Consider the following 16,571-nt stretch of genomic DNA (forward strand, 5'->3'; position numbering starts at 1 on the left):
GACGTCACACAGGCCCTAGAACCGAAGACCCCTCTCCGCCCACCGTGGTGGTCATGATCCTAGTGACGGGTGCCACGGGCACCATCGGCAGCGAGGTCGTACGACAGCTCGTGGCGCGCGGCGAGAAGGTACGCGCCCTGACCCGGGACCCCGGGAAGGCCCAGGTTCCCCCGGAGGCGGAAGCGGTTCGGGGCGGTCCCGCCGACCGGGCCTCCGTGGACGCGGCGCTGACCGGCGCCGAAGTCGCCTTCCTGGTGGGCGTGTTCGGACCGGACGACGCGGAGCACGACCGGGGTCTGGTCGAGGCCGCGCGGGCGGCGGGTGTGCGCCGGATCGTGAAGCTCTCCGGCATCGGCACCGGTGACCCCGCCGTCGGACCGGTCGGCGGCTGGCACGTGGCCGGTGAACAGGCCGTGCGGGACAGCGGATTGGAGTGGACGGTCCTGCGCCCCTCCGCCTTCGCCTCGAACACGCTCGGCTGGGCGGCCTCCGTACGGGCGGGCACCCCGCTGCCGAACACGAGCGGCACAGGCGGCCAGGGAGTGGTCGACCCGCGTGACGTGGCAGAGGTGGCGGTGGCCGCGCTGCTCGACGCGGGCCACTCGGGGCGGACGTACACGCTGACCGGACCCGAGGTGCTGAGCGTGCCGGACCAGGCCGCCGTACTGGCCGAGGTGCTGGGTCGCCCCGTGGAGGTGCGTGACCTGTCCTCGGCCGAGGCGCGTGAGTATCTGGTCGGTCTCGGCTACAGCGACACGTTCGTCGACGCCTCCGAGATCAGCAGGGAGTTCGTCCGCAACGGCGGCAACGAGGTCGTCACCGGGGAGGTGCGGGAGGTCCTGGGCCGCCCGCCGCGCACCTATCGGGAGTGGGCCCAGGACCACAGGGCGGCGTTCGGGGCCGGGCTCGCGGAGGGGTGACCCCAGCTGCTGCGGGGGCGTCAGTCGCGCCGCCCCCGCAGCACCCCCGCCGCCAGGACCAGCGCCGCCGTCGCGATCAACGCCGCGACCCGGAAAGCGAGTTGGTATCCCTCCGCCGTCGCCGGGATCAACTCCGCGCCCCGGGAGACCAGGTCGTCGGTCCGGCCCGCCGCCAGTGTCGACAGCACCGCGAGCCCCAGTGAACCGCCCACCACCTGCGTGGTGTTGAAGAGTCCGGAGGCCAGTCCCGCGTCCTCCTCCCGCGCCCCCGACATGGCGAGCCCGGTCAGCGCGGGCATCGCGGCGGCGAACCCGGTGGCGAGCAGGAGCAGCGGCGGCAGGACGTCGGCGACGTACGAACCGTCGGCGGGGGCGCGGCTCAGCAGGGCCATGCCCGCGACGATCAGGACCAGCCCGGCCAGCAGCACCCGGTACGCGCCGAACCGGCCGATGGTCCGCGCCGAGAGGCCCAGCATCAGCGCGCCGACCGCGATCGGTGCCGGCAGGAACGCCGTACCGGTCAGCAACTCGCTGAAGCCCAGGACGCGTTGGACATACAGCGCGCCGATGAACTGGAAGCCGAACATCGTGCCGATCATCAGGATCTGCACGGCGTTCGCGCCGCTCAGCAGCCGGGAGCGGAACAGCCGCAGGCGCAGCAGCGGGCGGGCGGCCCTGGCCTGGCGGACGGTGAACGCCACGAAGAGGGCCAGGGCGAGGGCGCCGAGCAGCAGGGTGGCGGTGAGGGAGCGGGCGCCGGTGCCGACGATCACGTACACCGTGAGCATCAGCGCGCCGGTGACCAGCGCGGCGCCCGGGTAGTCGGCGCCCCTGCCGAGTCCGGCGCCCTGCTCCGGGGCCAGGACGCGGACGGCGGCGAACCAGGCCGCGATCCCGATCGGCAGGTTGATCAGGAAGATCCAGTGCCAGTTCAGGGCCTGGGTCAGCGCCCCGCCGAGGAAGGTGCCGAGGGCTCCGCCGCCGGCGCCGACCGCGCTGAACACCGCGATGGCGCGTGCCAGTTCACGCGGCTCGGGGAAGAGCGCGAAGAGCATCCCGAGCACGACCGCCGAGGCCATCGCCCCGCCGACGCCCTGCACGGCCCGGGCCGCGATCAGCATGCCCTGGCTCGTCGCGACCCCGCACAGCACGGAGGCCGCGGTGAACACGGCGAGCCCCGCCGTGAACATCCGCTTGCGGCCCACCAGATCGCCCAGCCGCCCGACGAGCAGCAGCAGTCCGCCGAACGGGATCATGTAGGCGTTCACGACCCAGGCGAGCCCCGGCCCCGAGAAGCCGAGGTCGCGCTGGATCGCCGGCATGGCGACCGTGACGATGTTGCCGTCCAGGATCGTCATCAGCGTCCCCGCGCACAGGACGACGAGGGACGCCCAGCGGGAGTACGTTCGTTCCGGCGCGCGTGACTGTGCCTCGGACAGGGTCGACATGGCTCGTGGCCTCCATAGTTCTCCGTTGCACCCATAGGTGCACGACTTGTAACGGGGAACATCGTGAGGAACCATGGAGGTCGGCAAAAGGAGGCACTTCGATGTCCCAAGGGAACACCGGTGTTACCGCCCAGGTCGTGAACGCGCACGCCTGCCCGGTGCGCGAGGTTCTTGACAGGGTGGCCGGCAAATGGAGCGTGCAGATCCTGGTCGCGGCGGCCCACGGCCCCATCCGCTTCACCGAGTTGGAGCGCAGCATCGAGGGCATCAGCCGCCGCATGCTGACCCTGACGCTGCGCAACCTGGAGCGCGACGGACTCGTCACCCGCACCGTCCACCCGACCGTGCCGCCCAAGGTCGAGTACCGACTGACCCCGGTGGCCCAGGAGTTGCACGAGACACTGCTACGGCTCACGGACTGGGCGGAACGCAACCGCGTCCACATCGCGGAGTCCCGCGCGGCCTACGACGCCGAGCACGCGCCGGAGTGAGGGTGACGGCGCCCCGGCTCAGAGCCCGAACAGACCCGGTTCGGTCGTCAACTGCTTGAAGTACTCGCGGGGTCGGGCGGCCAGCCGGCGTTCCTTGAGGTCCAGCAGTCCGCCGACCGAGGCGACCTCCGCGGAGACCGTGCCGTCGGTCTTCGTGATCGTCTGGGTGACCCGGAACGTCTTGCCCTCACCCCACTCGAAGACACAGCTCACCTCGACGTCCTCGCCCGCGCGCAGCTCCCGCAGATAGCGGACGGTCGTCTCCAGCACGACCGGCGCTATCCCCTCGGCGAGCAACTCGGTCTGACCCACCCCCGCGGCCTGCAACAGAGCCCAGCGGGCATGCTCCGCGTACTGCAGATACACGCTCTGATTGAGGTGCCCCAGGCTGTCGGTCTCGTATCCGCGGACGGTCACCGGGACGGAAAACGGCTCGCTCACTGCGTTCCCTTCTCATGCTGACGGAACTCGTACTGACGGACGATCTGCCCACCGATCTTGGCATGCCCCTCAGCCTCTTCGCGGTGAAGCCAGCAGGTAACTCGCCCCCGTACGCGGCTCGTTGTGCTCGCTCACCTGCCAGCCCGCCCGCTCCAGCGTCTCCGCACAGGCGCGCAGCGCCACCGCGTCCGGGTCCCGCACGGCGACGGCCTCGGGCTGCGGGGTCGCCCGCACCCGGTAGCCCTCCGTGTCGTCCCGGCCGGAGGGCCGGTGCCCGGCCGCCTCCAGGGCCAGCGCCGCGGCCTGCACCAGATGGGTGCGCTCCCAGCCGCACGGCCGGTCCACGGAGCCGTCCCGATTGGTCATCCGGCGCAGCTCCACCAGCCCCTGCCACGCGCTGTGCACCTCACGGGTGCGGGCCGGACCGGTGTCCGCCGCGTCCTCGCCGCCGATCCGCGCGGCGAACACCCCGGCGGTCGCGGGCGCCTCCACGACGGGCTCGGCGACCTCCGGGACGGACTCCCGTACGCGATGTCCCGCCGGGGTAAGGAAGTGGTCGTGCGGCGGACGCGGGTGCCGGAACGCGAGCCCCCGCTTCACCAGCGCGGCGAGCTGCGCCTCCGTGCCCCGCAGCCGCCCGCTGACGGGATCGGCGGCGTCGATGACACGCCGTTGCGCGGCGGTCGGCGGTCGTGTCACGGCGTGCTCCTCCCCGCCGCGTCGACGGATGTCCGCGGCTCATTCGAAGGCTACGACGGCGGTCTGACATTCCAGGCGGCGATCACCGGCCGCCCGTGCTCCGTGCCCAGCCGGCACAGCGTCCCGGTCGCCAGCTGGAACAGCGCCCCGTCCGACGGCGGCAGCCCGAGCCGCCGCGCGGTGAGGACCCGCAGGAAGTGGCCGTGTGCCACCAGCACCACCACGCCCTCGGTGTTGGCGAGAGCCGCGTCGACCTTGGCCAGCACACGGTCGGCGCGCTGCCCCACCTGCTCCGGGGTCTCCCCGGGATGGTCGGGCGGCCCGGGCGCGACCCCGTCGGTGAACAGGAACCAGTCAGGCCGGGTGCGCTGGATCTCGACGGTCGTGATCCCCTCGTAGCCGCCGTAGTCCCACTCCCGCAGATCCGGGTCGATCCGGATGTCCGTCAGACCGATCAGCTCGGCGGTCTCCCGCGCCCGCTGCAAGGGGCTGACGAACGCGGCGCCGACCCGGTGCGAGCGGATCAGCGGGACCAGTCCGCGCGCCTCCGCCCGCCCTTTCTCGGTCAGCGGGACATCGGTCCAGCCGGTGTGCCGCCCCGACCGGGACCATTCGGTCTCTCCATGCCGTACCAGGAAAAGGTCGCCCATACCTCACAGGCTATGGGCCCACTGCTCCAACGTCGCGAAATCGGCGTCGCGCAGACCCTGGCGCGGGTCCACCTTGAGGAGGAGCGACGGCCCGTCATGGTGTGCCTCGACATGCCGTACGTCCAGGTCGGTGACCAGGTCGTCGACCCAGACGAAGGGCCGTCCCGCCGCCCAGGCCACGACCTGCCGGGTCTTCCAGTAGAGGCCGTCCGGGTCCTTGGCGAACAGGTCGGTGAACTCGATCACCGGCAGGTCGCCGGGGAGCCCGATCACCGGCGCGATCATCTCGTTGGCGTGGTGCATCCAGGTGGTGGCCCAGGCCGGTTCGTACGGCAGCGCGAGTATGCGCTCGCCGTGCCCCGGGTGCAGGCGCACCCGCAGCCCCCGTCGCAGCCGCCGGGAGCCCGCCTGCTGGCGGGCCGACCAGTTCGGCGGCCACATCCGACGGGTGACATAGCCGCGGTGACGCAGGAACCGGGCGCCGTACGGGTTGAGGGGGCCGTCGACGTCGAGGAGGAGCAGGGGTCGGTCCGTCATGCGGAGGAGCTACCCATGGCGGGGCGAGGTTACTGGCGATACCCGCCCAGGAACCGCCCGATCCGGCCGATCGCCGCCTCCAGGTCGTCCGCGTACGGCAGCGTGAGGATGCGGAAGTGGTCGGGGGTGGGCCAGTTGAAGCCGGTGCCCTGGACCACCTGGATCTTCTCCCGCAGCAGCAGGTCCAGGACGAACTTCTCGTCGTCGTGGATCTTGTGCACCTTGGGGTCGAGCCGGGGGAACGCGTACAGCGCACCCTTGGGCTTCACGCATGAGACCCCCGGGATCTCGTTGAGCTTCTCCCACACCACGTTGCGCTGTTCGTACAGCCGCCCGCCCGGGACGGTCAGGTCGCGGATGGACTGACGGCCGCCCAGCGCGGCCTGGATGGCGTACTGCGCGGGCGCGTTGGGGCACAGCCGCATGGAGGCCAGCATCGTCAGGCCCTCCAGGTAGTTCTTCGCGTGCTGCTTCGGGCCCGTGACCACCAGCCAGCCCGAGCGGAAGCCGGCCACCCGGTACGTCTTCGACAGCCCGCAGAAGGTGAGGACGACCAGGTCGGGGGCGAGTGCGGCGGCCGAGTGGTGCACGGCGTCGTCGTAGAGGATCTGGTCGTAGATCTCGTCGGCGAAGACCATCAGGCCGTGCCGGCGGGCGAGGTCGAGGATGCCCTCGACGATCTCCTTCGGGTAGACGGCGCCGGTGGGGTTGTTCGGGTTGATGATGACGACGGCCTTGGTGCGGTCGGTGATCTTCGCCGCCATGTCGTCCAAGTCCGGGTACCAGTCGGCCTGTTCGTCGCAGAGGTAGTGGACCGCCTTGCCGCCGGAGAGGGTCGTCACCGCGGTCCAGAGCGGGAAGTCCGGGGCGGGGATGAGGATTTCGTCGCCGTCCTCAAGCAGCGCCTGTACGGCCATGGAGACCAGCTCGGAGACGCCGTTGCCGAGGAACACGTCGTCGACGTCCACCTCCAGGCCCAGGGTCTGGTAGCGCTGGGCGACCGCGCGGCGGGCCGAGAGGATGCCGCGCGAGTCCGTGTAGCCGTGTGCCCGGGGGAGCATCCGGATCATGTCCTGGAGGATCTCCTCGGGCGCCTCGAAGCCGAAGAGCGCGGGGTTGCCGGTGTTCAGACGCAGGACGCTGTGGCCCGCCTCCTCCAGTGCGTTGGCGTGCTCGATCACCGGACCGCGGATCTCGTAACAGACATCGCTGAGCTTGCTCGACTGCCGGAACTCCATTGCGCCCTCGCCCCATCGGCTTCGTGTGTTGCTTGGTTTTACCAAGTGTGAGCTTGGAAAGTCCAACAACATGTCTAGACTGCGTCGCATGTCACCTCGCCGAAGCTACGACCAGTACTGTTCCGCGGCCCGGGCCCTCGACCTCGTCGGCGACCGCTGGACCCTGCTGATCGTCCGCGAACTCCTCGCAGGACCGCGCCGCTACACGGACCTGCACGCCGATCTGCCGGGTGTCAGCACGGACGTACTCGCCTCACGGCTGAAGGACATGGAGCGGGACGGGCTGACGACCCGACGGCGGCTGCCGCCGCCCGGCGCCGCCTACGTCTACGAACTCACCGGACGGGGGCGGGAGTTGCTGCCCGTACTGCAGGCCCTCGGTACCTGGGGCGCGCCGGAGCTGGGCGAGCGGCGGCCCACGGACGCGGTACGCGCGCACTGGTTCGCGCTGCCGTTGCTGCGGGCGCTGGAGGGCGAGGGGCTGGTCGAAGTCCGGCTGGAGGAGGGGGAGTTCCACGTGTGGGTGGGAGTGGCGGGGGAGGGCGCGGTCTACGGCGAAGGGCCCGCGCCCCGGGACCCGGACGCCCGGCTCGTGCTCGGCGTCGACACCTGTACGGCCGTCGCGCAAGGGGAGTTGAGCCTTGCCGACGCGGTGCGCGCCGGACGCGTCGAGGTGAGCGGCGAGGGCACGCTCGCGAAGGCCCTGCGGGAGGCCTGAGAAGCGCCTCGGATTGACAGAAGGCCCGCCAGGAGCGGGCCTTCTGATCAACCGTCACATGGCCGGTGGCACCCGGCGCGGCCGTCCCGACCCGCGCGTCAACGCGTAGCCGCCGATGCCCGCGAGCGCGGCCAGCACACCGCCGATGCCCGTCCACACCCAGCGGTCGGACCACCAGCCCGACGACCAGCCGCCGTCGGGCTCGATGCTCGACAGCGCCGCCGACGTGGTCGACGAACTGTCCTCGTCCGACGACGACTTGACCGCGATCCCCGGCGTCAGCGGCTCCGCCAGCGAGCCGTCCACCGCAGCCGAACCGCCGATGTCCTTGGAGTCCACCCGCAGTTCGGTGCTCACCGGCTGGCCCAGGTCCGCGGACTGGAGATCCACGACCGTCAGCCGGACGTAGTACGTGCCGGGCAGCGGGTCGTTGGCCCACTGCTCCGACCAGGCGCGGACCGTGCGCAGCGTGCACGCCAGGTCCAGGGAGCCGGTGCCCTGCGCGGCGGTGCGCGTCGCGGCCCCGTACTGGCAGGCCTGACGGCGCCGCAGCCCGTCGTAGACATCCAGCTGCCAGGTCTCGCCCGCGTGCGTGTCCGGCAGCTTCACCGTCGCCTTCACGGTGGGGCGTTGACCGGCGTCCGCGGCGAACGACCAGTACAGGTAGTCGCCCGTGGAGCCGCTCGCGGTGGCCTGCTGGCCCTGGTCGAGTTCCGTGGCCGTACGGAAGGAGGTGCCGGCCTGGGTGGGGGCCGAGCTGTCGTCGGAGGAGGCGGAGGCGCTCGCGGACGGTGAGGAGTCCGCCGCCGCAGGGCTCGCCGCCAGCCCCGCCATCAGCAGGGCCGTGCTCAACACACGTGTGATCCGCATCAGTTGGTCCTCCAGACCGCGAGACGCCAGCGTGACAGCCAGCCCCAGAGCAGACCCGCGACGAAGCCGGTCAGCACGAGGGCGCCGAGCAGCCACCAGCCGCGGCCGAGACCGAAGGAGGCCACGTCGCTCGAACTGCTGGGCGCGTCCACGACGTCGACGGTCAGTTCGAGGGGCAGACCGGGCGTGGTCTTCACGCCGGAGGCCGCCGAGAAGGAGTTGGTGACCTGGAGACACACGGTCTCGGCCGGGGCGTTGTCGTCGTCGCTCTCGGCCTTCGGGTAGCGAAGGCCGGTGGAGATGACGTCCGTACGTCCGTTGCCCGTGCCCTCGCCGCGCACGATCTCGCGGCCGTGCACGGTGACCGCCCGCAGCAACACCCCGTAGTCCGGGTTCACTTCGCGGTCGGCGCCGACGCTGACCGAAGCGCGCAGCTCCTGGCCGGGGCTGACGTCCACGCGGTAGAAGCGCTGCTTGCCGAACTCCTCGCGGTCCGTGTACAGACCGGACTTGAGGGTCGGAGCGCTTGAGCACTGGGCGGTGCCCTCGGTGGCGACCGGGGTCACCACCGGGTCGGCCGCACGGTCCACCAACTGGCCCACGCGGTCGGAGAGTTCCTCCTTGTGCTGCACCGACGTGTACGTACCGCCGGTCGCGTCCGCGATGCAGCTGAGCTGGTCGCGGGTCTTGGCGTCCGGCACCAGACCCAGCGTGTCGATGGTCAGGCCGATGCCCTTGGCCGCGATCTCGCGGGCCACCTCGCACGGGTCGAGCGGCTGGCAGGTGTCCTCGCCGTCGCTGATCAGGACGATTCGGCGGGTGCCGTCACCGCCGTTCAGGTCGTCCGCCGCCTTCAGCAGCGCGGGCCCGATCGGCGTCCAGCCGGTGGGCTGGAGCGTCGCCACCGCGGCCTTGGCCTCGGTGCGGTTCAAGGTGCCCACCGGGTAGAGCTGCGCGGTGTCCTTGCAGCCCGTCTTGCGGTCGTTGCCGTGGTAGTTGGCGCCCAAGGTGCGGATGCCGAGCTGCACTTCCTCCGGTGTCGCGTCGAGCACCTCGTTGAACGCCTGCTTCGCCGCTGCCATCCGCGAGCCGCCGTCTATGTCTTTGGCGCTCATGGATCCGCTGACGTCCAGCACGAGTTCGACCTTGGGGGAGGCCGTGGAGTCCGTCTCGTCGGCGACCGCTCCGGCCGGGAAGGCGACCCCGGCCGAGAGGGTGGCGAGCAGGGCACAGATCCCCGCCGCCAGCCGTTGTCTTGTGATCATCGCCGGATCCTATTGATCAGATGGACCGGGCTCCAAAACGAGCGGGTTGGGCAGCCCCGTCCACTGGTCCCCGGGCAGCTCGGGCGAGAGCCGCATCAGCGTCAACGCCTTGGTGGGCAGCGGCTGTCGGAGGAGCGCGAGGAGGTCGGGCGTCCGCTCCAGCTTCGGTACGACGGTGGCCAGCGCCGCCCTGAGCGCCGTACCGGAACCGGCCGTGCCCGCGAGGGCGCCCGCCACAAGCGAGCCGAACAGCTTGCGGCGCAGAGTCGTTTCGTCATCGGTGACGATCCGTCCGCTCAGCTCCGGGACCGGAATCCCGTGCCGGGCAAGACGGTTGGGGCTCACCCGGATGTCGGCGAGATCGCGGTAGACCAGGCGGATCGGGGCACCCGTCCGTGACAGCACGACCAGCAGGTTCTGACCGTGGGCCTCAAGGGCCACACCGGACTCCAGCAGACGCAGACCGACGACGAGGGCGAGACGCGTGAACTCGGCCAGCCAGGCGGGCGATCGGGGCAGGTCGGTGGTCGCGAGGGCGGCCACCGGCAGCACCCGCTCGCCCGCTTCCGTGTCCGCGTACGTCTGCGGCGACTCCCGCAACACGGCGGCCAGGTCGGGGGAGTCGGCGGTGGCCGCGCCCAGTGTGCGGGTGACGTGCAACAGGCCGTCCGAGCGCGCCGCCAGGGTCTCCCCGAACGCCGACAACGCCGCCGACAGGCCGATCGAGTAGACGGAGATGTCCCGCACCGAGGACGTCAGCCGGGCGCTCAGCGCGGTCTTGACGTGTGTACCGCCCGCCACCGCCAGCGTGCGCAGCGACATCAGCGGATGCGCGTCCACCGGAGCGTCCCCCGCACGCTTCAGCACATGGGCCGCCTGCCACGGGTGCACCGGGATCAACAGCCGCCCCGCGTCGCGCAGTTCGTCCGGCCACGCGCCGGTCAGCAGGCACTCCTCCGCCCGCACCGGCACCGACCCCAGCGCCACCACCGGCCGGTGCTCGGGCCCGTACGCGAGCTGCTCGGCCACCGAGAACCCGGGCCGGGAACGGCAGTTGGGGTGGAAGGGATGCCCGTCGACGATCCGCTGCTCCCACTCCCAGTCGTGCTCCGGCCACTCCTCCGTACGGGCGGGCTGGTCGGCCCGGGACAGCGCCAACGAGGCGACGCTGTGCGCGAGTTCGGCCGCGAAGCCCGTCCCGCGCGGCACGGCGAGGTCGGTCATCAGACGCGCCGGATCGTCGTAGGGCACGCCGTCGAGGTGGACGACGGTGACGTACGCCGCTGTCGCGTACGGATCGGCGGGCGGGCCGTGCAGCGTCCGGCCGCCGGAGAGCCGTAGGACCAGGCCCGGGGACCGGCCGGTGATCCACGGCAGCGGCTCATGGGCGAGCGCCCGCCACAGCCGGGTGAGCACCGCAGCACGGGCGCCGGGCAGCTCGGCCGCGTACCGTTGCACGAGGTCGGGCCGTACGGCGGCGAGTTCCTCGGCGACCTCGGCCTCGGGATACGGGGGACGGTCCACGGTCGACTCCTCGGGTGCGGACGGGGCGTCAGGGTCGGTGACGACGAGAGACATACTGATCGCGATCGCAGGACACGGACTTAGGGAACGAATGGATCGCGTCGACTTCACACCTCCGGGCGCCGACACGGCGGAACGTGCCGACGCGTACGCGGCGGCGCCCCTGCTCAACTGTCTGCTCCGCGAGGTGGCCCGGCCACTCCCGGATCCCGGGGAGCGACGGGTGTACCGGCTGCCGGGGAGCGGCCGGCTGCTGCGGGTGCGCGGCGAGCGGCGGCCCGCCGAGCCCGAGGTGTACGCGGACGGCGACTGGCACCGCGTCGGCCACACCGGACTCGTCGGACTCGTCGCCGAAGAACTGCGCCTGCACACCGGAGTGACCAACCACGAACTGCCCGCCGAGATGACCGACAGCCGTGACGTGGTCGCCGCGCTGCTCGACGCGCGAGAGGGAGCGACGGCGCCCGCCGACCCGTATCTCCGCTCCGAACAGTCCTTGATCACCGGCCATCCCTACCATCCCGCGCCCAAGGCCCGCGGCGGCGGCCCCGTCGCGGGCTGGCTGCCCTACGCCCCGGAGGCGTACGCCCGCTTCCCGCTGGTGCTGCTCGGGCTGCGCGAGGACGCGGTGGTCGAGGAGGGCGACGTCTCGGCCCTGGACGCGCTCGGCGAGGCCCCGCCCGGCTACCGGCTGCTGCCCGCCCACCCCTGGCAGCTCGACCTCGTGGGCAAGGGGCTGGCGGATGCCTTCGCCGACGGCCGGCTCATCCGGCTCGGCACGACCGCGACCGAGGCCTGGCCGACGGCCGCGATCCGCACGGTGTACGAGCCCGTCGACGACCTGTTCCTCAAGTTCAGCCTGGACGTGCGGATCACCAACGACGTGCGCCGCCTCTGGCGCCACGACCTGCTGAAACTCCGGCGCACCGACACGGCCGTCCGGGACGCCTTCGCGGCGATGGGCGGCCCGGCCGGCTGGCTGAGCGACCGCGGCTACCGCACCGCCGCCTTCGCCTTCGAGGAACTCGCCGTCATGGTCCGCGACGGCCTGCGCGCCCACCTCCTGCCCGGCACCACCCCGCTGCTCGCCGCAGCGCTGGTGGAGGGTTTCGAAGGCGACCCGCTCGACGGTACGGCGGACCCGGCGGCCTGGTGGGAGGCGTATCTGCGGCAGGTCGTACCGCCCGCGCTGGCCGCCTTCGCGGACCACGGCGTCGTACTCGAAGCGCATCTGCAGAACACGGTCGTCGCCGTCGACGGCGACGGAACGCCCGTGCAGGCGCTGTACCGGGACGCGGAGGGCGTGAAGCTGCTGTCGGACGTGGACCGGGCCGCCGGGTGGGAGCGGCTGGTGTACTGCCTGGTCGTCAACCACCTGGTGGAGGTCGCCGGAGTCCTCGCCGAGCGCCACCCGAAGCTGGACCCGTGGCCCGCCGTCCGCGCCGAGCTGGCCCGCCGCGACGACCTTCCCGAGATCGCCGCACTCCTCGCCTCGCCCACCCTGCCCGGCAAGACCAACCTGCTGCTGCGCTGGACCGGAGCGGACGGCGCCGACGCACGCTACCTGCCGGTGGCCAGCCCGCTGGCAGGGTGAGCGCCTGACATACCCTGACCGGTGTGCTGCGCGAAGTGACCGCTGTTCGATACGTGACCCCGCTGAGGTCGGGCGGCTCCGTCCCCGGAGTCGTGGAGGCCGACGACCTCGGCACCTACGTCGTGAAGTTCACCGGCTCCGCGCAGGGCCGCAAAGCGCTGGTCGCCGAAGTGATCGTCGGGGAGCTGGCCCGTGCGCTCGGGCTGCGCTTTCCCGAGCTGGTGCTGGTGCACTTCGATCCGGAGATCGCCGACGGGGAACCGCACCACGAGGTCCGGGACCTGCACCGGGCGAGCGCGGGCCTGAACCTCGGCATGGACTATCTGCCGGGCGCGCGGGACTTCACCCCGGAGGTCGCCGCGCGCTGCACGGTCGACCCGCTGGAGGCCGGGAGGATCGTCTGGCTCGACGCGCTGACCGTCAACGTCGACCGTACGGTGCACAGTTCGAACCTGATGATCTGGCCCACGCTCGGCATCGCGCCCCCGCGTCTGTGGCTCATCGACCACGGTGCCGCCCTCGTCTTCCACCACCGCTGGGACGGCGCCGACCCCACGAAGGCCTACGACTTCCGCCACCACGCCCTCGGCCGCTACGTCCCCGACACCCGCGCCGCCGACGCCGAGTTGGCCCCCAGGGTGACCGAGGAACTGCTGCGCCGGATCGTGGCCGAGGTGCCGGACTCCTGGCTGGCCGGCGAACCGGGCCTCGTGACCCCCGACGCCGTCCGGGAGGCGTACGTCGCCTACCTCCACGCGCGCGTGAAGGCATCCGCGGCCTGGCTCCCCACCGACTTCCCCAGCGGGGAGGAACGCGCCGCGGAGGAGGCCCTCCGCGCGGCGAAGACACAGCAGGGCCGCCCGAGTTGGCTCAAGCGGGTCCCCGACCTGCACGGCAGGCCGGCGGCCGAACAGGATTGGTCGGTACACCTGGGATGACGGGGAAGACGACGGGCATGACCCAGCGAGTCGAGATCGAGTACTGCACCCAGTGCCGTTGGCTGCCGCGCGCGGCCTGGCTGGCGCAGGAGCTGTTGACCACCTTCGAGACCGAGTTGACGGAACTGTCCCTGAAGCCCGGCACGGGCGGGGTCTTCGTCGTCCGCGTCAACGACGAGGTCGTGTGGGACCGCCGCGAGCAGGGCTTCCCGGAGCCCACGGCCGTGAAGCAGCTCGTACGCGACCGAGTGGCCCCGGGAAGATCCCTGGGCCACTCGGACAAACCCGCTGCCTCCTGAAGGCTCAGCCCTTGAGCTGCTCGTACGCCGGCAGGGTCAGGAAGTCCGCGTAGTCGGCGTCGAGCGCGACCTCCAGGAGCAGGTCGTGGGCCTGCTGCCAGTGGCCCGCGGCGAAGGCGTCCGCGCCGATCTCGGCACGGATGTTCTCCAGCTCCTCGGCGGCGATCTTGCGCGCCAGCTCGGGAGTCGCCCGCTCGCCGTTCTCGAACTCGACGTCCGCGTTGATCCACTGCCAGATCTGCGAGCGCGAGATCTCGGCGGTGGCCGCGTCCTCCATCAGGTTGAAGATGGCGACCGCGCCGAGCCCGCGCAGCCACGCCTCGATGTAACGGATGCCCACCTGAACGGCGTTGACGAGCCCCGGGTACGTCGGCTTCGCGTGCAGCGAGTCCACGGCGATCAGGTCGGCCGCCTTGACGTCGACGTCCTCGCGCAGCCGGTCCTTCTGGTTCGGCCTCTCGCCGAGCACCGCGTCGAAGGAGGCCAGGGCGATCGGCACCAGGTCCGGGTGGGCCACCCAGGAGCCGTCGAAACCGTCGCCCGCCTCACGGTCCTTGTCCGCCTTGACCTTCTCGAACGCCACCTTGTTGACCGCCTCGTCACGGCGGGACGGGATGAACGCGGCCATGCCGCCGATCGCGTGCGCCCCGCGCTTGTGGCAGGTGCGGACGAGGAGTTCGGTGTACGCCCGCATGAACGGGGCCGTCATCGTCACCGCGTTGCGGTCCGGGAGGACGAACCTGGGCCCGCCGTCACGGAAGTTCTTCACGATGGAGAACAGGTAGTCCCAGCGGCCCGCGTTCAACCCCGAGGCGTGGTCGCGGAGTTCGTAGAGGATCTCCTCCATCTCGTACGCGGCGGTGATCGTCTCGATCAGCACGGTCGCGCGGACGGTGCCCTGCGGGATGCCGACGTAGTCCTGCGCGAAGACGAACACGTCGTTCCACAGCCGCGCTTCGAGGTGGGACTCGGTCTTCGGGAGGTAGAAGTACGGTCCCTTGCCCAGGTCCAGCAGCCGCTGTGCGTTGTGGAAGAAGTACAGCCCGAAGTCCACGAAGGCGCCCGGGACTTGCTCACCGTCGACCAGCAGGTGCCGCTCGTTGAGATGCCAGCCGCGGGGCCGCATGACGACGGTCGCCAGCTCGGCATCCGGCTTCAGGGCGTACGACTTACCGGAGCCCGGGTCCGTGAAGTCGATCGCGCGGGTGTAGGCGTCGATCAGGTTGAGCTGGCCGGTGACGACGTTCTCCCACGTCGGCGCCGAGGCGTCCTCGAAGTCCGCGAGCCAGATCTTCGCGCCCGAGTTGAGGGCGTTGATCGTCATCTTGCGGTCGGTGGGGCCGGTGATCTCGACCCGCCGGTCGTTCAGCGCGGCGGGGGAGGGGGCCACCTTCCAGGAGTCGTCCGCGCGGATCGCGGCGGTCTCCGGGAGGAAGTCGAGCGTGGAGGTACGGGCGATCTCCGCGCGGCGCTCGGCCCGGCGGGCGAGGAGTCCGGCCCGGCGGGGCGTGAACCGGCGGTGCAGCTCGGCCACGAAGGCGAGGGCCTCGGCGGTGAGGACCTCCTCCTGCCGGGGCAGCGGTTCGGCGTCGACGACGACCGGCGAGGACGGCGCTGGTGCGGACATGAACTGTCACTTCCTTCAGCGAGCGTGGCACCGGGTGCCAGATGACCCGGGTAGGACGGAGAGCACCCGAGGGGCCGCCGGGCGCTTCTGAACAGTGGATACTAGTTTCCTCATCGTGGAAGTTCAATGGTTTGTTGACGTCGAGATTCTCCGTATCGAGCCAAAGTGGCGCTCAGTGTCACCCCGTTCACTCAAGGTGGACGAGATCCGCCTCAGTGTCGATGTCGTACGGCTCCGCCGCATCCCCGCACTCGACGAGCACGACCGCATCCGCGTGCGCCTTGAGGTACGCCCGCGCCCCCCGGTCCCCGGTCGCGCTCTCGGCGATCCCGGCCCAGTGCGCGGCCCCGAACAGCACGGGATGCCCGCGCACCCCGTCGTAGGCGGCCGAGACGAGCGAGTCCTCGGAGCGACAGGCCGCCAGTACCCGCGCCACGGCCTCCGCACCGATCCCTGGCTGGTCCACCAGCGACACGAGCACCGCCCGCGCCCCCGTACCGGCCAGTGAGTCGAGCCCGGCCCGCAGAGAGGACCCCATGCCCCGCTCCCACTCCGGGTTCTCCACGACCACACACCCGGTCAGCTCCGCCCGCTCCCGTACGGTGTCGGCGCGCGCCCCCAGGACCACGTGGACGCGGCCGAGCCCGGCCGCGCGCAGCACCCCGACCGCGTGCTCCACGAGGGGCCGCCCCCGGTGTTCCAGCAGCGCCTTGGGCCGCCCGCCGAGCCGCCGGCCGCCCCCGGCGGCGAGCAGCAGCCCGGCGACCTGGTCTTCGTTTTGCGTCATACGTCCTGCATACCTGACCGGGCGGCGACGGCACGGAATCCTCCGACTTAATTTCGGTCCGTGGAGTGGCGCAGCCCGTACCGGGTGGCGTTTACTGACCCGCGTCCCTCGGTGCCCGACCAGTGTCGCGGGGTACGCGGCGGGATCACAAAGTTCTTGCGCACGACGGCGTGCGAGGGGGGAGAGCTGTGTTGCGGAGCTTGGGGCAGAGGCCAGTGACCGGCAGCGACGAGGATCCGAGGGTGGCGGAACTGCGGACCGCGGTGTCCCGGTTGCGCCGCGAACTGGCCGCGCATCCGGCCGAGTTCCCCGACCGTGTCATCGCCGAGGACGAACTCGCGGCGCTGGCCGCGATGACCATCGACGGCATTCCCGAAATCCCGCGCCTGCGCCGCTCGTTGCTCCTGATCGCGGGCGCGATCGGCTCGGTGAGTGCCCTCGCGAGGGGTCTGACGGACGTGCGCAACGCGGTGGACCTGTTCGGTCAACCCCGGGGCGGGCAGGGCTAGGGCCTGTGTGACGTCG

Annotated in this window: 18 protein-coding genes; 7 read left to right on the forward strand and 11 right to left on the reverse strand. The window is 71.5% G+C overall.

Features of this window, described 5'->3' with window-relative positions; translation table 11 throughout:
- The first annotated feature begins 53 nt into the window (after positions 1–53).
- Positions 54–920, forward strand: coding sequence for an NAD(P)H-binding protein (locus JHN45_RS41205; RefSeq protein ID WP_236584674.1), 867 nt, complete (start codon positions 54–56; stop codon positions 918–920).
- 20 nt (positions 921–940) lie between these two features.
- Here the strand turns inward: JHN45_RS41205 and JHN45_RS41210 are convergent, their stop codons facing one another.
- Entirely contained in the window at positions 941–2,368 is a 1,428-nt protein-coding gene (locus tag JHN45_RS41210; RefSeq protein ID WP_201054512.1) for an MFS transporter, read from the reverse strand.
- A gap of 101 nt (positions 2,369–2,469) precedes the next feature.
- On the opposite strand from JHN45_RS41210, the gene JHN45_RS41215 reads away from it, so the two are divergent.
- Complete coding sequence (locus tag JHN45_RS41215) at positions 2,470–2,859, forward strand: helix-turn-helix domain-containing protein (protein WP_201054513.1); 390 nt, start codon at positions 2,470–2,472, stop codon at positions 2,857–2,859.
- 18 nt (positions 2,860–2,877) lie between these two features.
- Here JHN45_RS41215 and JHN45_RS41220 read toward each other — a convergent pair whose 3' ends face one another.
- From JHN45_RS41220 to JHN45_RS41240, 5 genes are all read right to left on the reverse strand, one after another.
- The gene (locus JHN45_RS41220) at positions 2,878–3,300 is read right to left on the reverse strand and encodes a thioesterase family protein (RefSeq protein WP_200714199.1); all 423 of its coding nucleotides are present in this window, start codon (positions 3,298–3,300) and stop codon (positions 2,878–2,880) included.
- Between the two features lie 69 nt (positions 3,301–3,369).
- A complete protein-coding gene (locus JHN45_RS41225) occupies positions 3,370–3,999 on the reverse strand; it encodes a hypothetical protein (RefSeq protein ID WP_201054514.1) in 630 nt (209 codons plus the stop codon).
- Positions 4,000–4,049: 50 nt separating this feature from the next.
- Entirely contained in the window at positions 4,050–4,649 is a 600-nt protein-coding gene (locus JHN45_RS41230) for a histidine phosphatase family protein (RefSeq protein ID WP_200714201.1), read from the reverse strand.
- Positions 4,650–4,652: 3 nt separating this feature from the next.
- Complete coding sequence (locus tag JHN45_RS41235) at positions 4,653–5,186, reverse strand: HAD domain-containing protein (protein WP_200714202.1); 534 nt, start codon at positions 5,184–5,186, stop codon at positions 4,653–4,655.
- A gap of 29 nt (positions 5,187–5,215) precedes the next feature.
- Positions 5,216–6,424: a pyridoxal phosphate-dependent aminotransferase gene (locus JHN45_RS41240; RefSeq protein ID WP_201054515.1), complete on the reverse strand. Its 1,209-nt coding sequence runs from the start codon at positions 6,422–6,424 to the stop codon at positions 5,216–5,218.
- Positions 6,425–6,512: 88 nt separating this feature from the next.
- On the opposite strand from JHN45_RS41240, the gene JHN45_RS41245 reads away from it, so the two are divergent.
- Entirely contained in the window at positions 6,513–7,142 is a 630-nt protein-coding gene (locus tag JHN45_RS41245) for a helix-turn-helix domain-containing protein (RefSeq protein WP_201054516.1), read from the forward strand.
- Between the two features lie 54 nt (positions 7,143–7,196).
- Here the strand turns inward: JHN45_RS41245 and JHN45_RS41250 are convergent, their stop codons facing one another.
- Genes JHN45_RS41250 through JHN45_RS41260 form a run of 3 tightly spaced genes read right to left on the reverse strand, consistent with a single transcriptional unit; the run spans position 7,197 to position 10,855 of the window.
- Positions 7,197–8,012 (reverse strand): hypothetical protein, encoded by an 816-nt coding sequence (locus tag JHN45_RS41250; protein WP_201054517.1) that lies wholly within the window; start codon positions 8,010–8,012, stop codon positions 7,197–7,199.
- Complete coding sequence (locus JHN45_RS41255) at positions 8,012–9,277, reverse strand: VWA domain-containing protein (RefSeq protein ID WP_201054518.1); 1,266 nt, start codon at positions 9,275–9,277, stop codon at positions 8,012–8,014. The genes JHN45_RS41250 and JHN45_RS41255 overlap by 1 nt, the downstream gene beginning before the upstream one ends.
- A 9-nt stretch (positions 9,278–9,286) precedes the next feature.
- The gene (locus JHN45_RS41260; protein WP_236584675.1) at positions 9,287–10,855 is read right to left on the reverse strand and encodes an IucA/IucC family protein; all 1,569 of its coding nucleotides are present in this window, start codon (positions 10,853–10,855) and stop codon (positions 9,287–9,289) included.
- A gap of 37 nt (positions 10,856–10,892) precedes the next feature.
- On the opposite strand from JHN45_RS41260, the gene JHN45_RS41265 reads away from it, so the two are divergent.
- Genes JHN45_RS41265 through JHN45_RS41275 form a run of 3 tightly spaced genes read left to right on the forward strand, consistent with a single transcriptional unit; the run spans position 10,893 to position 13,632 of the window.
- Positions 10,893–12,395, forward strand: coding sequence for an IucA/IucC family siderophore biosynthesis protein (locus tag JHN45_RS41265; RefSeq protein WP_201054519.1), 1,503 nt, complete (start codon positions 10,893–10,895; stop codon positions 12,393–12,395).
- A 23-nt stretch (positions 12,396–12,418) separates the two neighbouring features.
- Complete coding sequence (locus JHN45_RS41270) at positions 12,419–13,333, forward strand: HipA family kinase (RefSeq protein WP_201054520.1); 915 nt, start codon at positions 12,419–12,421, stop codon at positions 13,331–13,333.
- Between the two features lie 17 nt (positions 13,334–13,350).
- Complete coding sequence (locus JHN45_RS41275) at positions 13,351–13,632, forward strand: SelT/SelW/SelH family protein (RefSeq protein WP_200713532.1); 282 nt, start codon at positions 13,351–13,353, stop codon at positions 13,630–13,632.
- Positions 13,633–13,636: 4 nt separating this feature from the next.
- On the opposite strand, the gene aceB is transcribed toward JHN45_RS41275, so the two are convergent.
- On the reverse strand, positions 13,637–15,259 hold the full coding sequence (aceB, locus tag JHN45_RS41280; RefSeq protein ID WP_200713531.1) for a malate synthase A: 1,623 nt from the start codon (positions 15,257–15,259) through the stop codon (positions 13,637–13,639).
- Between the two features lie 187 nt (positions 15,260–15,446).
- Positions 15,447–16,046, reverse strand: a complete 600-nt coding sequence (locus JHN45_RS41285) for an NTP transferase domain-containing protein (RefSeq protein WP_201054521.1) — start codon at positions 16,044–16,046, stop codon at positions 15,447–15,449.
- Between the two features lie 188 nt (positions 16,047–16,234).
- On the opposite strand from JHN45_RS41285, the gene JHN45_RS41290 reads away from it, so the two are divergent.
- The gene (locus JHN45_RS41290; protein WP_078532552.1) at positions 16,235–16,555 is read left to right on the forward strand and encodes a DUF5955 family protein; all 321 of its coding nucleotides are present in this window, start codon (positions 16,235–16,237) and stop codon (positions 16,553–16,555) included.
- Positions 16,556–16,571: the final 16 nt, after the last annotated feature.

The organism is Streptomyces sp. MBT53, from assembly GCF_016654115.1.
GTDB lineage: Bacteria > Actinomycetota > Actinomycetes > Streptomycetales > Streptomycetaceae > Streptomyces.